This is a genomic window from Streptomyces shaanxiensis (assembly GCF_039537145.1).
Classification (GTDB): Bacteria; Actinomycetota; Actinomycetes; order Streptomycetales; family Streptomycetaceae; genus Streptomyces; species Streptomyces shaanxiensis.
The window spans coordinates 117,667-132,066 of the sequence record NZ_BAAAZY010000012.1; the positions used below are offsets into that span (position 1 = coordinate 117,667).

Here is a 14,400-nt window from a genome sequence, read left to right on the forward strand (position 1 = left end):
AACGGAAGGGGCCGCTGCCCCCGAGCGGCTGCGGCCCCTTCCGTACGCCTGTGCTGTACGGCCGTACGTCAGAGGACGCGCACCGCACCCGACGCCGGATAGCCGGAAAGGTCCTGGATGACGACACCCTTGGACGGGTTGGCCGCGTCGAGGTACTGGCCGTTGCCGATGTAGACGCCCACGTGGTACGCGGAGCCCTTGCCGCCCCAGTAGAGGATGTCGCCGACCTGGATCTGCGACAGCGGGATGTCGGTACCGGACATCGACTGGTCCTGCGAGACCCGCGGCAGGTCGACGCCGACCTGCTTGAACGCGGCCTGGACCAGGCTGGAGCAGTCCCACGCGTTGGGGCCGGTGGCACCCATGACGTACGCGTCGCCCACCTGCGCCTGGAGGAAGGAGATGACGGTCGCGACGCTGCCGCTCGCGGGAGCGGCCACGCTCGTGCTCGTGCTCGCGGAAGCGGACAGGGTGGTCCGCTCGGCGCTGCGCGAAGCGGCGGCCTCGGCGGCGGCCCTGCGGGCCTCCTCGGCCTTCTTCTTCGCCTCGGCCTTCTTCTTGGCCTCGGCGAGGTCCTTCTTGGCCTCCTTGGCGGCCGCGGCGGCGGCCGCGTCACGCTCGGCGTCGAGCTCGTAGTTCGCCGCCGCCAGCTGAGTGGCGTCCGCGGACTGGGCGAGCTGGTCCGCCAGGTCACCCGTGAGGGTGGGCAGTTCGATGGTCTGCGTCACCGGCTCGGCGGCGTTCGCCGTGGCCGACGCACCAGCCGCTGCCATGCTGAGGACGCCACCGGCAACTCCGGCACGCATCGCGATGGACGACGACGCGCTGCGGCGGGGCTTCCGGTGGCTACGTATGTGAGCGGTGTGGGACATGAGAACAACCGGTATCAGGGGCTCCTCCATACCTTCAAGAAACGTGGGCTGCGCCACAGTTGTTCAATCGCCGCCCCATTTCCCCGGCACTCCGCCCCTTATTGACGCCGTAACGGACATTGCGGACGCTGCCCATTCGGCCCGTGATCACGTCCTTTCATCATTAAGTCCGGATTGCCCATCGCCTACCACTTGTTGAGACCGGTGGCCAAGCCCGGTTCTCGGGGTCTCTTGTTGGTGTGGCAGAGGTCACGCAACGATTACGGCGGCGTGCGCGTCCTGTGCCCGGATCGCGTCCGGCGTCGCTCGTGAATGCGTGCACGCGTCCACATCCCGCTTCGGCGCTCCCTCTGATGTGTGAACGCGCCCTCTATCAAGGCATCCCGTCCAGCACCAATTTGCATGCAAGGGAAGTCTCTTGATATTGAGACGCCCCTTCCGAGCTGCACTGACGAGTGGAAATGTCACCTCTGGTGATCACTCGAACGCTTCTCGTGTGAAGATCACCGCTCATCCGGCTTCATGATCCTTCGTCAGGTGGTGGAGATCACAAAGCTTGTGTAATACCCCGTGTCGCAGATCACAGAGCGGCGGGCATAAGATGCGAGGCAGTTGGGCTTGTGACCTGCTTCACATGTTCTCGATCTTCGCCGGGACGAGCGGGGCTCGTGGGATCGGTGGGGCGGCTGTGAGCCCAGTGCAACCGCCAGCAGTCAGTGCCGACTGAGAGGAGCGAGGAGCGGTGAACGCTTATGCGCCCATCCTCGTACTGGGAGCCCTCGGGGCAGGCTTTGCGATCTTCTCCGTGGTCATGGCCACGCTGATCGGTCCGAAGCGATACAACCGGGCCAAGCTCGAAGCCTACGAGTGCGGTATCGAGCCGACCCCCACGCCGGCCGGCGGCGGGCGCTTCCCCATCAAGTACTACCTGACGGCGATGCTCTTCATCGTCTTCGACATCGAGATCGTCTTCCTCTATCCCTGGGCCGTCACTTTCGACGCCCTGGGGATTTTCGGGCTCGTGGAGATGCTGCTCTTCGTGCTCACCGTCTTCGTTGCGTACGCGTACGTATGGCGGCGCGGCGGCCTGGAATGGGACTGAGGGGCTTTTAACGACATGGGACTCGAAGAAAAGCTGCCGAGCGGATTCCTGCTGACCACCGTCGAGCAGGCCGCGGGCTGGGTGCGCAAGGCGTCTGTCTTCCCGGCCACTTTCGGCCTCGCCTGCTGCGCCATCGAGATGATGACCACCGGCGCCGGCCGCTACGACCTGGCGCGCTTCGGCATGGAGGTCTTCCGCGGATCCCCGCGCCAGGCCGACCTGATGATCGTCGCCGGCCGGGTCAGCCAGAAGATGGCGCCGGTGCTCCGGCAGGTCTACGACCAGATGCCGAACCCCAAGTGGGTGATCTCCATGGGGGTCTGCGCCTCCTCGGGCGGCATGTTCAACAACTACGCGATCGTTCAGGGCGTCGACCACATCGTCCCGGTCGACATCTATCTCCCGGGCTGCCCGCCACGGCCCGAGATGCTGCTGGACGCCATCCTCAAGCTTCACCAGAAGATCCAGACCTCCAAGCTCGGCGTGAACGCCGAGGAGGCCGCCCGCGAGGCTGAGGAAGCGGCGCTCAAGGCCCTGCCCACGATCGAGATGAAGGGGCTGCTGCGGTGAGCGACGCGAACGGCACCAACGGGGCGAACGGGTCGAACGGGGTCAACCCCGAGAAGGACCTCTCCGCCTCCAACCTCCCCGGCCAGCGCGGCCAGGGCGGCGAGGAGATCCGCGTCCAGCGCGGCATGTTCGGCGCCAGCAACGGCGGCGACACCTCCGGCTACGGCGGCCTGGTCCGCTCGGTCCGGCTCCCGGGACCGGCGAGCCGCCCCTACGGAGGTTGGTTCGACGAGGTCGCCGACGAACTCGAGGGCGCGCTGGAGGAACAGGGACTCCTGCCCGACAACGCCATCGAGAAGACGGTCGTCGACCGCGGCGAACTCACCTTCCACATCGAGCGTGAACACCTCGTCCGGGTCGCCCGCACCCTGCGCGACGACCCGGCCCTGCGCTTCGAACTGTGCACCGGCGTCAGCGGCGTCCACTACCCGACCGACAAGGGCCGCGAGCTGCACGCCGTCTACCACCTGCGCTCGATCACCCACAACCGGCTGATCCGTCTCGAAGTCAGCGCCCCCGACAGCGACCCGCACATCCCGTCGCTCGTCGCCGTGTACCCGACGAACGACTGGCACGAGCGCGAGACGTACGACTTCTTCGGCATCGTCTTCGACGGTCACCCCGCCCTGACGCGGATCATGATGCCGGACGACTGGCAGGGCCACCCGCAGCGCAAGGACTACCCCCTCGGCGGCATCCCCGTCGAGTACAAGGGCGCCCAGATCCCGGCTCCGGACCAGCGGAGGTCGTACTCGTGAGCACGCAGTCAGCAGCCGCCCGTGAGACCACCGAGGGCACCGTATACACGGTCACCGGTGGCGACTGGGACGAGGTCGTCCAGGCCGCGGCCCGCGCCGACGACGAGCGCATCGTCCTCAACATGGGTCCGCAGCACCCTTCCACCCACGGGGTGCTCCGCCTGATCCTGGAGATCGACGGCGAGACGGTCACCGAGGCCCGCTGCGGCATCGGCTATCTCCACACCGGCATCGAGAAGAACCTCGAGTACCGGACCTGGACGCAGGGCACCACGTTCGTGACGCGCATGGATTACCTGACGTCCTTCTTCAACGAGACCGCCTACTGTCTCGCCGTCGAGAAGCTCCTCGGCATCGAGGACCAGATCACCGAGCGCGCCAAGATCATCCGGGTGCTCCTGATGGAGCTGAACCGGCTCTCCTCCCACCTGGTGTGCATCGCCACCGGCGGCATGGAGCTCGGCGCCACCACGATCATGATCTACGGATTCCGCGATCGTGAAATGATTCTCGACATCTACGAGCTGGTCACGGGCCTGCGCATGAACCACGCGTACATCCGGCCCGGCGGACTCGCCCAGGACCTGCCGCCCGGCGCGGTGGACCAGATCCGCGAGTTCGTGAAGAAGATGAAGAAGAACCTCCCGGAGTACGACAAGCTCGCCACCGGGAACCCGATCTTCAAGGCCCGCATGCAGGACATCGGCTATCTCGACCTGGCCGGCTGCATGGCCCTCGGCGCCACCGGCCCGATCCTGCGCTCCACCGGCCTGCCGCACGACCTGCGCAAGGCGCAGCCGTACTGCGACTACGAGACCTACGACTTCGAGATCCCGACCGCCGACAGCTGCGACTCCTACGGGCGCTTCCTGATCCGCCTGGAGGAGATGCGCCAGTCGCTGGGGATCGTCGAGCAGTGCCTGGACCGGCTCCAGCCCGGCCCGGTCATGGTCGCCGACAAGAAGATCGCCTGGCCCGCCCAGCTCGCCCTGGGCCCTGACGGGCTCGGCAACTCCCTCGACCACATCAAGAAGATCATGGGCACCTCCATGGAGGCCCTGATCCACCACTTCAAGCTGGTCACCGAGGGCTTCCGCGTCCCGCCGGGACAGGCGTACGCGGCCGTCGAGTCGCCCAAGGGCGAGCTCGGCGTGCACGCCGTCTCCGACGGCGGCACCCGCCCCTTCCGGGTCCACTTCCGTGACCCGTCCTTCACCAACCTGCAGGCCATGGCGGCGATGTGCGAGGGCGGCCAGGTCGCCGACGTCATCGTCGCCGTCGCGTCCATCGACCCCGTGATGGGAGGCGTCGACCGGTGACCACCAGTTCTTCAGAGCGGGGCGTCAGCCTGGGCATGCCCGAACTGCCCGCGCCCGGCTACCCGGACGACGTTCGAGAGCGGCTCGAGAGGGACGCGCGCGACGTCATCGCCCGATACCCGGACTCCCGGTCCGCCCTCCTGCCGTTGCTGCACCTCGTGCAGTCGGAGGAGGGCCATGTCACGCGCACCGGGATGCGTTTCTGCGCGGACATGCTGCACCTGACCACGGCCGAGGTCACCGCGGTCGCCACCTTCTACACCATGTACCGGCGCAAGCCGAGCGGTGACTACCAGGTGGGCGTCTGCACCAACACCCTGTGCGCGGTGATGGGCGGCGACGCGATCTTCGAGGAGCTCCAGGAGCATCTGGGCGTCGGCAACGGCGAGACCACCGACGACGGCAAGGTCACCTTGGAGCACATCGAGTGCAACGCGGCCTGCGACTTCGCGCCGGTCGTGATGGTCAACTGGGAGTTCTTCGACAACCAGACCCCGACGAGCGCCAAGCGCCTCGTCGACGACCTGCGCGAGGGCAGGCCCGTCGAGCCGACGCGCGGGGCCCGGCTGTGCACCTTCAAGGAGACCGCGCGGATTCTGGCCGGATTCCCCGACGAGCGGCCCGGGGCCGTCGAGGAGAGCGGCAGTGCGGGACCGGCGTCGCTGGTGGGCCTCCGCCTGGCCAGGGGAGAGACCGCACCCGCGCGCGTGGTCCATCCGCGGGAGGGCGGCCCGCACGAGGAGCCGCAGGACAGCGCGGTGCACGAGCCGTCGCCGACCGAACACCTCAGTTCGCATGACGCGCCGCAGGACACATCGGCATCCGACCCAGCCCACCCGGCAGGGCCTGCCGCTGAGGAGGGGGAGTGATGACCTTGGCACCCGAGCTGAAAGACACCAGCCCCGAGAAGCTGCTCGCACCCGTGCTGTCGGCCTTCTGGGACGAGGACAGGTCCTGGACGCTGGACGTCTACCGAAGGCACGAAGGATACGAGGGACTTCGCAAGGCGCTCGCCATGTCGCCGGACGACCTCATCGCGTACGTCAAGGACTCCGGTCTGCGCGGGCGCGGCGGCGCGGGATTCCCGACGGGAATGAAATGGCAGTTCATTCCCCAGGGTGATGGAAAACCGCACTATCTAGTTGTCAACGCCGACGAATCGGAGCCCGGAACCTGCAAGGACATTCCGCTCCTCTTCGCGAACCCGCACAGCCTCATCGAGGGCATCGTCATCGCGTGTTATGCCATCAGGTCTTCGCATGCCTTCATCTATCTGCGTGGTGAAGTCGTCCCGGTTCTGCGGCGGTTGCACGAGGCCGTGCGCGAGGCCTACGCGGCGGGGTACCTCGGCGAGAACATCCTCGGCAGTGGCCTCGACCTCGAACTCACCGTGCACGCCGGCGCCGGCGCGTACATCTGCGGTGAGGAGACCGCACTGCTCGACTCGCTCGAAGGCCGCCGTGGTCAACCGCGGCTTCGTCCCCCCTTCCCTGCGGTGGCAGGTCTCTACGCCTGCCCGACTGTTGTGAACAACGTCGAGTCGATCGCGTCGGTTCCCGCGATTCTGCATCGGGGCAAAGACTGGTTCCGGTCGATGGGCAGCGAGAAGTCCCCGGGCTTCACGCTCTACTCGCTCAGCGGCCATGTCGCGAGCCCCGGCCAGTACGAGGCCCCGCTCGGCATCACACTCCGCCAGCTCCTCGAGATGAGCGGCGGCATGCGCCCCGGCCATCGCCTCAAGTTCTGGACGCCGGGCGGCTCCTCGACGCCGATGTTCACCGACGAGCACCTCGACGTCCCCCTCGACTACGAAGGAGTGGGCGCCGCGGGTTCCATGCTCGGCACGAAGGCTCTCCAGTGCTTCGACGAGACGACCTGCGTCGTACGCGCCGTCACCCGCTGGACCGAGTTCTACGCCCACGAGTCCTGCGGCAAGTGCACGCCCTGCCGCGAAGGCACCTACTGGCTCGTGCAGTTGCTGCGCGACATCGAGGCCGGCAAGGGCGTGATGAGCGACCTCGACAAGCTGAACGACATCGCCGACAACATCAACGGCAAGTCCTTCTGCGCCCTCGGCGACGGCGCCGCCTCGCCGATCTTCTCCTCGCTGAAGTACTTCCGCGAGGAGTACGAGCAGCACATCACGGGCCGCGGCTGTCCGTTCGACCCGGCCAAGTCGACGGCCTGGGCCGACCACCGCACGGAGGTACACGCATGACTGTGACCACCAGCGCCCCCTCCGGAGGGGGAGAGGCGGCGGTCCCGCCGGAAGATCTCGTGACGCTGACCATCGACGGCATCGAGATCAGCGTGCCCAAGGGCACCCTGGTCATCCGGGCCGCCGAGCAGCTCGGCATCGAGATCCCGCGCTTCTGCGACCACCCCCTCCTCGACCCGGCCGGCGCCTGCCGCCAGTGCATCGTCGAGGTCGAGGGCCAGCGCAAGCCGATGGCGTCCTGCACGATCACCTGCACCGACGGCATGGTCGTGAAGACCCACCTCACCTCGCCGGTCGCCGAGAAGGCCCAGCAGGGCGTGATGGAGCTCCTGCTCATCAACCACCCGCTGGACTGCCCGGTCTGCGACAAGGGCGGCGAGTGCCCGCTGCAGAACCAGGCCATGTCGCACGGGCACGCCGAGTCCCGCTTCGAGGGCCGGAAGCGGACGTACGAGAAGCCCGTCCCGATCTCCACGCAGGTGCTGCTCGACCGCGAGCGGTGCGTGCTGTGCGCCCGCTGCACCCGGTTCTCCAACCAGGTCGCGGGCGACCCGATGATCGAGCTGGTCGAGCGGGGCGCGCTGCAGCAGGTCGGCACCGGTGAGGGCGACCCGTTCGAGTCGTACTTCTCCGGCAACACCATCCAGATCTGCCCGGTCGGCGCGCTCACCTCGGCGGCGTACCGGTTCCGCTCCCGCCCCTTCGACCTCGTCTCCTCGCCGTCGGTGTGCGAGCACTGCTCCGGCGGCTGCGCGACGCGTACGGATCACCGGCGCGGCAAGGTCATGCGCCGGCTCGCGGCCAACGACCCCGAGGTCAACGAGGAGTGGATCTGCGACAAGGGGCGGTTCGCGTTCCGGTACGCCCAGCAGCGCGACCGGCTTCAGACACCGCTCGTGCGCAACGCCGAGGGCGACCTCGAACCGGCCTCGTGGCCGGAGGCGCTGCAGATCGCGGCCCAGGGGCTGCTCGCCTCGCGCGGCCGGACCGGCGTTCTGACCGGCGGCCGGCTCACCGTCGAGGACTCCTACGCGTACAGCAAGTTCGCGCGCGTGGCACTCGACACCAACGACATCGACTTCCGCGCGCGCGTGCACAGCGGTGAGGAAGCCGACTTCCTGGCGGCCCGGATCGCCGGTCGCGGCCGTGACCTCGACGGTACGGGCGTCTCGTACGCCTCCCTGGAGAAGGCACCGGCCGTCCTGCTGGCCGGATTCGAGGCCGAGGAGGAGGCGCCCGGCATCTTCCTGCGGCTGCGCAAGGCCTGGCGCAAGCACGGCCAGAAGGTCTTCTCGCTCGCCACGCACACGACGCGCGGCCTGGAGAAGGCCGGCGGCACGCTGCTGCCCGCCGCTCCCGGCACCGAGACCGAGTGGCTGGACGCGCTGGCGAGCGGGGTCGGCCTGGAGGGTGACGGGGCGAAGGCCGCCGAGGCGCTGCGCGCCGAGGGCGCGGTGATCGTCGTCGGTGAGCGGCTTGCCGCTGTGGCGGGCGGGCTCACCGCCGCCGTAAGGGCCGCGTCCGCGACCGGCGCCGAGCTGGTGTGGATCCCGCGCCGGGCGGGGGAGCGCGGTGCCGTCGAGGCCGGTGCGCTGCCGTCGCTGCTGCCTGGCGGACGTCCCGCGACCGACCCGCGCGCGCGTGAAGAGGTCGCCGCCGTATGGGGCCTGTCCGAACTCCCGCTCCGCTACGGCCGTGACACCGGCCAGATCGTCGAGGCAGCCGCGACCGGCGAACTCCAGGCCCTGCTGGTCGCGGGCGTCGAGGTCAACGACCTGCCCGATCCGGCACGCGCGCGTGAGGCGCTCGCCGAGGTCGGCTTCGTGGTGTCGCTGGAGCTGCGGCCCGGTGAGGTGACCGAGCTCGCCGATGTCGTGCTTCCGGTCGCCGCGGTGGCGGAGAAGGCCGGCACCTTCCTCAACTGGGAGGGCCGGGTGCGGTTCTTCGAGGCAGCGCTCAAGCCCGACCACATGACCCGTCGCCTGGCCCCGACCGACGCGCGCGTGCTGCAGATGCTGGCCGACGCCATGGACGTACACCTGGGTCTGCCGGATCTGCGCACCACGCGCGCGGAGATCGACCGGCTCGGCCCCTGGGACGGACCTCGGGCCACCGAACCCCTGGAGATCGGGGCCCAGTTGCCGCGACCGGCCGCCGGCGAGGCAGTCCTCGCCGGGCACCGGCTGCTGCTCGACCAGGGCCTCCTCCAGCAGGGCGACGAGGCGCTCGCCGGGACGCGACACGCGGCCCACGCGCGCGTGTCGGCCGCCACGGCCGCCGAGGCCGGCGTCAAGAACGGCGACGTACTGGCCCTGACCGGCCCCTCCGGAGTAGTCGAACTCCCACTTCTGATCACCGAGATGCCCGACCGCGTGGTCTGGCTCCCGCTGAACTCCACCGGCGGCGGCGTCGCCTCCGACACCGGGGCGCTGCCCGGCGCACTCGTCCGCATCGGCCCGGCGACCCTCGCGACCGAGGCCCCCGAGGAGGTGGAGGCATGAGCCCGTACCTCGCCGCTGAAGACCTGTCGATGTTCGGCACCGACCCCTGGTGGCTGGTCGCCATCAAGGCGGTGTTCTGCTTCGCCTTCCTGATGGTGACCGTGCTGTTCTCCATCGTCTGGGAGCGCAAGGTCGTCGCCTGGATGCAGCTGCGCATCGGCCCCAACCGGCACGGCCCCTGGGGCATGCTCCAGTCCCTCGCCGACGGCATCAAGCTGATGCTCAAGGAAGACGTCATCGTCAAACGCGCGGACAAGGTGGTCTACGTCCTCGCACCGATCGTCGCGGCCATCCCTGCCTTCATGGCGATCGCGGTGATCCCCTTCGGCCCGGCCGGCAACGAGATCTCGATCTTCGGCCAGCGCACCACGATGCAGCTCACCGACCTGCCGATCGCGATGCTCTACATCCTCGCGGTCGCCTCGGTCGGCATCTACGGCATCGTGCTGGCGGGTTGGAGTTCCGGATCCACCTACCCGCTGCTCGGTGGCCTGCGCTCCTGCGCGCAGATGATCTCGTACGAGATCGCCATGGGCGCGGCCTTCGCCTCGGTGTTCCTCTACTCCGGGTCGATGTCGACGTCGGCGATCGTCGAGGCGCAGCAGGACCGGTGGTACATCGTCCTGCTGCCGGTCTCCTTCGTGATCTACATCATCACGATGGTCGGCGAGACCAACCGCGCCCCCTTCGACATGCCGGAGTCCGAGGGAGACCTGGTCGGCGGCTTCAACACCGAGTACTCGTCGATCAAGTTCGCGATGTTCATGCTCGCCGAGTACGTGAACATGGTGACGGTCTCGGCCGTGTCGGTGACGCTCTTCCTGGGCGGCTGGCGGGCCCCGTATCCGGTCAGCGCCTTCTGGGAGGGCGCGAACCACGGCTGGTGGCCGCTGCTCTGGTTCGTGATCAAGGTTCAGCTGCTGCTCTTCTTCTTCATCTGGCTGCGCGGCACGCTGCCTCGCGTCCGCTACGACCAGCTGATGAAGCTCGGCTGGAAGGTCCTCATCCCGGTCTCCGTCGTCTGGCTGATGCTCGTCGCGACCGTGCGGACTCTTCGCAACGAGAACTACGAATTCGCCGACATCGCCCTCTACGTCGGCGGCGGCATCCTCGCGCTGCTGCTCCTCTCCTTCGTCGTGGACATGTTCCGCGAGCGGACGAAGGCGGCCGGGGAGCCCGCCGAGGAACCCGCCGGCTTCGACGCGATGGCGGGCGGATTCCCCGTACCGCCACTGCCCGGACAGGAGCTTCCACCGGTGCCGCGACGCCGTTCGCGCCGGGAGCGCGAGCTGATTGTCAGTGGTGGGCCCGATACTCAGAGTGATGGATCTCTGGATGGAAAGGAGGCGTCCGATGGCTGAGGAGCCCAAGGAGACCAAGCCCGGTTTCCAGAACCCCGTGGCCGGCTTCGGCGTGACCTTCAAGGCCATGTTCAAGAAGCGGCTGACCGAGCAGTACCCGGAGCAGCAGAAGACCACCGCTCCGCGCTTCCACGGACGGCACCAGCTCAACCGCCATCCGGACGGCCTGGAGAAGTGCGTCGGCTGCGAGCTGTGCGCCTGGGCCTGCCCCGCCGACGCCATCTACGTGGAGGGCGCCGACAACACCGACGAGGAGCGCTACTCGCCGGGCGAGCGGTACGGCCGCGTCTACCAGATCAACTACGCCCGCTGCATCCTGTGCGGGCTGTGCATCGAGGCGTGCCCCACGCGCGCGTTGACGATGACCAACGAGTTCGAGCTCGCCGACTCCAGCCGCGCCAACCTCATCTACACCAAGGAGCAGTTGCTCGCCGGTCTTGAGGACGGCATGGTCGACACGCCCCACGCCATCTACCCGGGGACCGACGAGCAGGACTACTACCGGGGTCTGGTGACGGAGGCCGCGCCGGGGACGACCCAGCAGGTCGCGATCTCCAAGGGCGAGGTCCCGCAGGAGGCCGACTCGACGTTCGGCGAGGACGAACCGGCGTCCGAGAAGGTGATCGGCCGATGACCGGGCAGCTCGCCGCCTACTCCACCTCCACCGGAGAGGCCTTCCAGTTCTGGATCCTCGGCACCGTCGCCGTGATCGGCGCCCTGTGCACCGTCTTCATGAAGAAGGCCGTGCACAGTGCGCTCTGTCTCGCCGGGACCATGATCGTGCTGGCGGTGTTCTATCTCGCCAACGGCGCCTACTTCCTGGGCGTCGTGCAGATCATCGTCTACACCGGCGCGATCATGATGCTCTTCCTGTTCGTGGTGATGCTCGTCGGCGTCACGGCCGCGGACTCCCTGAAGGAGACCATCAAGGGCCAGCGCTGGCTGGCCCTTCTCTGCGGCCTCGGCTTCGGCATCCTGCTCATCGCGGGCATCGGGAACGCCTCCCTGAAGGAGTTCAACGGCCTCGGCCAGGCGAACGCGAACGGCAATGTGGAGGGCCTCGCGACCCTCATCTTCACCAAGTACGTCTTCGCCTTCGAGATCACCGGCGCCCTGCTCATCACGGCCACGGTCGGCGCCATGCTGCTCACCCACCGCGAGCGCACCGAGCGTGCCAAGACCCAGCGTGAGCTGTCCGAACAGCGCGTCCGCGAAGGCAAGCACGTCCCGCCGCTGCCGGCGCCCGGCGTGTACGCCCGGCACAACGCGGTCGACATCGCCGGCCTGCTGCCCGACGGCACCCCGTCCGACCTCACGGTCAGCAAGACGCTGCGCGAGCGCGGCCAGATCCGGGACGTGTCCGCCGAGGCGCTCAACGACCTCAGGGCCCTGGAACAGCGCGCGGAGGAACGGCTGGAGCGGACCGCCATCGAGCCGTCGACCTTCAAGCGGCCCGAGGAGGCGTCCAAGTGAACCCGGTCAACTACCTCTACCTCGCCGCCCTGTTGTTCACGATCGGCGCCACAGGCGTGCTGATCAGGCGCAACGCGATCGTCGTCTTCATGTGCATCGAGCTCATGCTCAACGCCTGCAACCTCGCGCTCGTCGCCTTCTCCCGGATGCACGGCAATCTCGACGGCCAGATCATCGCCTTCTTCACGATGGTCGTCGCCGCCGCCGAGGTCGTCGTCGGGCTGGCGATCATCGTGTCGCTGTTCCGTTCCCGCCACTCGGCCTCGGTCGACGACGCCAGCCTGATGAAGCTCTAAGGGGTCGGAAGAATCGTGGAGAACCTGATTGCGCTGCTGATCGCGGCGCCCCTGCTCGGAGCGGCCCTACTGCTGTGCGGCGGCCGGCGTTTCGACGCCGTGGGCCAGTGGCTCGGCACGCTTCTGTCGTTCGTCTCCTTCGTGTTCGGCGTGATCCTCTTCGCCGACCTGCTGGGCAAGGACGCCGAACACCGCACGCTCACCCAGCACCTGTACAGCTGGATCCCGGTCGAGGGCTTCCAGGCGGACGTCGCCTTCCGCCTCGACCAGCTGTCGATGACGTTCGTGCTGCTGATCACCGGCGTCGGCTCGCTGATCCACCTGTACTCGGTCGGGTACATGGAGCACGACGAGCGGCGCCGCCGCTTCTTCGGCTATCTGAACCTGTTCCTCGCGGCGATGCTGCTGCTCGTCCTCGCCGACAACTATCTGCTGCTGTACGTCGGCTGGGAAGGCGTCGGCCTCGCGTCCTACCTGCTCATCGGCTTCTGGCAGCACAAGCCCAGCGCCGCCACCGCCGCGAAGAAGGCCTTCCTGGTCAACCGCGTCGGCGACATGGGCCTGTCGATCGCGATCATGCTGATGTTCCTGTGGTTCGGCACCTTCGCCTTCGGTCCGGTGCTCGGCACCGGCGAGGAGGCCGGGCTCGTCGCCGACACGAGCGAGGGCAGGCTCACCGCCATCGGCCTGATGCTGTTGCTCGCCGCGTGCGGCAAGTCGGCCCAGGTGCCGCTGCAGTCCTGGCTCGGGGACGCGATGGAGGGCCCGACCCCGGTCTCGGCCCTCATCCACGCCGCGACGATGGTGACCGCGGGTGTCTACCTGATCGTCCGCTCCGGAGCGATCTTCAACGCGGCGCCCGACGCCCAGTTGGTCGTCACGATCGTCGGTGCCGTCACGCTCCTCTTCGGTGCGATCGTCGGTTGCGCGAAGGACGACATCAAGAAGGCGCTGGCCGGCTCGACCATGTCGCAGATCGGCTACATGATCCTCGCCGCGGGCCTCGGCCCCATCGGCTACGTCTTCGCGATCATGCACCTGGTGACGCACGGCTTCTTCAAGGCCGGGCTGTTCCTCGGCGCCGGATCGGTCATGCACGGCATGAACGACGAGGTCGACATGCGCAAGTACGGCGGCCTGCGCAAGTACATGCCGGTCACCTTCGTCACCTTCGGCCTCGGCTACCTCGCGATCATCGGCTTCCCCGGTCTGTCCGGCTTCTTCTCCAAGGACAAGATCATCGAGGCGGCGTTCGCCAAGGGCGGCACCGAGGGCTGGATCCTGGGTGGTTGCGCGCTGCTGGGCGCGGCCATCACGGCGTACTACATGACGCGCGTGATGCTGATGACGTTCTTCGGCGAGAAGCGCTGGCAGCCCGACGAGAAGGGCAACGAACCGCATCCGCACGAGTCGCCCAAGGTCATGACGATCCCGATGATCGTGCTGGCCGTCGGATCGGTGGCCGGCGGTGCGTTCTTCAGCATCGGCGACCGGTTCGTGCACTGGCTGGAGCCCATCACCGGGCACGCCCACGGCCACCCGCCGATCAGCGCGGGGGTGGTCACCGGCGCGACCGTCGCGTGCATGGTCATCGGCGTCGCCATCGCCTACGGCCAGTACGGCCGCCGCCCGGTCCCGGTCGTCGCCCCGCGCGGGTCGCTGCTCACCCGGGCCGCCCGCCGTGACCTGCTCCAGGACGACTTCAACCACGTCGTCCTCGTACGCGGCGGCGAGCACCTCACACGCTCCCTGGTGTACGTCGACCACACCCTGGTCGACGGCGTCGTCAACGGCACGGCGGCCTCGATGGGCGGCCTGTCCGGACGGATGCGCAAGCTGCAGAACGGCTTCGCGCGGTCGTACGCGGTCTCGATGTTCGGCGGTGCGGCGATCCTCATCGCCGCGACCCTGCTGATGAGGGCGGTCTGAT

General features: G+C 68.2%; 13 protein-coding genes. 12 read left to right on the top strand and 1 reads right to left on the bottom strand.

From position 1 onward, the window contains the following. Positions 1-68: 68 nt before the first annotated feature. Complete coding sequence (locus ABD932_RS23560) at positions 69-902, bottom strand: C40 family peptidase (RefSeq protein ID WP_345015528.1); 834 nt, start codon at positions 900-902, stop codon at positions 69-71. Between the two features lie 712 nt (positions 903-1,614). Here ABD932_RS23560 and ABD932_RS23565 point away from each other — a divergent pair. Genes ABD932_RS23565 through nuoL form a run of 12 tightly spaced genes read left to right on the top strand, consistent with a single transcriptional unit; the run spans position 1,615 to position 14,399 of the window. Beyond that, a complete protein-coding gene (locus ABD932_RS23565) occupies positions 1,615-1,974 on the top strand; it encodes an NADH-quinone oxidoreductase subunit A (protein ID WP_003992243.1) in 360 nt (119 codons plus the stop codon). Between the two features lie 15 nt (positions 1,975-1,989). Further along, complete coding sequence (locus tag ABD932_RS23570; protein ID WP_056552623.1) at positions 1,990-2,544, top strand: NuoB/complex I 20 kDa subunit family protein; 555 nt, start codon at positions 1,990-1,992, stop codon at positions 2,542-2,544. Then, positions 2,541-3,302 (top strand): NADH-quinone oxidoreductase subunit C, encoded by a 762-nt coding sequence (locus tag ABD932_RS23575; protein ID WP_345015529.1) that lies wholly within the window; start codon positions 2,541-2,543, stop codon positions 3,300-3,302. Before ABD932_RS23570 ends, ABD932_RS23575 begins: the two co-directional genes overlap by 4 nt. After that, positions 3,299-4,621, top strand: a complete 1,323-nt coding sequence (locus ABD932_RS23580) for an NADH-quinone oxidoreductase subunit D (RefSeq protein WP_345015530.1) — start codon at positions 3,299-3,301, stop codon at positions 4,619-4,621. The genes ABD932_RS23575 and ABD932_RS23580 overlap by 4 nt, the downstream gene beginning before the upstream one ends. Further along, a complete protein-coding gene (gene nuoE, locus ABD932_RS23585; RefSeq protein WP_345015531.1) occupies positions 4,618-5,490 on the top strand; it encodes an NADH-quinone oxidoreductase subunit NuoE in 873 nt (290 codons plus the stop codon). The genes ABD932_RS23580 and nuoE overlap by 4 nt, the downstream gene beginning before the upstream one ends. After that, on the top strand, positions 5,490-6,839 hold the full coding sequence (gene nuoF / locus ABD932_RS23590; protein WP_425587506.1) for an NADH-quinone oxidoreductase subunit NuoF: 1,350 nt from the start codon (positions 5,490-5,492) through the stop codon (positions 6,837-6,839). Before nuoE ends, nuoF begins: the two co-directional genes overlap by 1 nt. Next, a complete protein-coding gene (locus tag ABD932_RS23595; protein ID WP_345015533.1) occupies positions 6,836-9,340 on the top strand; it encodes an NADH-quinone oxidoreductase subunit G in 2,505 nt (834 codons plus the stop codon). The genes nuoF and ABD932_RS23595 overlap by 4 nt, the downstream gene beginning before the upstream one ends. Further along, a complete protein-coding gene (gene nuoH, locus ABD932_RS23600; protein WP_345015534.1) occupies positions 9,337-10,701 on the top strand; it encodes an NADH-quinone oxidoreductase subunit NuoH in 1,365 nt (454 codons plus the stop codon). Before ABD932_RS23595 ends, nuoH begins: the two co-directional genes overlap by 4 nt. Next, positions 10,694-11,335: an NADH-quinone oxidoreductase subunit NuoI gene (gene nuoI, locus ABD932_RS23605; protein WP_345015535.1), complete on the top strand. Its 642-nt coding sequence runs from the start codon at positions 10,694-10,696 to the stop codon at positions 11,333-11,335. Before nuoH ends, nuoI begins: the two co-directional genes overlap by 8 nt. Then, positions 11,332-12,174 carry an NADH-quinone oxidoreductase subunit J gene (locus ABD932_RS23610; protein WP_345015536.1) on the top strand — a complete coding sequence of 281 codons (843 nt, stop codon included), beginning with the start codon at positions 11,332-11,334 and terminating at the stop codon, positions 12,172-12,174. The genes nuoI and ABD932_RS23610 overlap by 4 nt, the downstream gene beginning before the upstream one ends. Beyond that, positions 12,171-12,470, top strand: coding sequence for an NADH-quinone oxidoreductase subunit NuoK (gene nuoK, locus ABD932_RS23615; RefSeq protein ID WP_019756142.1), 300 nt, complete (start codon positions 12,171-12,173; stop codon positions 12,468-12,470). The genes ABD932_RS23610 and nuoK overlap by 4 nt, the downstream gene beginning before the upstream one ends. 15 nt (positions 12,471-12,485) lie before the next feature. Next, on the top strand, positions 12,486-14,399 hold the full coding sequence (gene nuoL / locus ABD932_RS23620) for an NADH-quinone oxidoreductase subunit L (RefSeq protein WP_345015537.1): 1,914 nt from the start codon (positions 12,486-12,488) through the stop codon (positions 14,397-14,399). The last annotated feature ends 1 nt before the right edge of the window (position 14,400 follow it).

Bases quoted from the DNA above. Each gene is read 5' to 3' on its own strand.
- ABD932_RS23595 (WP_345015533.1), top strand. From the start codon at position 6,836: ATGACTGTGACCACCAGCGCCCCCTCCGGAGGGGGAGAGGCGGCGGTC.
- ABD932_RS23560 (WP_345015528.1), bottom strand. From the start codon at position 902: ATGGAGGAGCCCCTGATACCGGTTGTTCTCATGTCCCACACCGCTCAC.
- nuoI (WP_345015535.1), top strand. From the start codon at position 10,694: ATGGCTGAGGAGCCCAAGGAGACCAAGCCCGGTTTCCAGAACCCCGTG.
- nuoF (WP_425587506.1), top strand. From the start codon at position 5,490: ATGACCTTGGCACCCGAGCTGAAAGACACCAGCCCCGAGAAGCTGCTC.
- ABD932_RS23570 (WP_056552623.1), top strand. From the start codon at position 1,990: ATGGGACTCGAAGAAAAGCTGCCGAGCGGATTCCTGCTGACCACCGTC.
- ABD932_RS23610 (WP_345015536.1), top strand. From the start codon at position 11,332: ATGACCGGGCAGCTCGCCGCCTACTCCACCTCCACCGGAGAGGCCTTC.
- nuoH (WP_345015534.1), top strand. From the start codon at position 9,337: ATGAGCCCGTACCTCGCCGCTGAAGACCTGTCGATGTTCGGCACCGAC.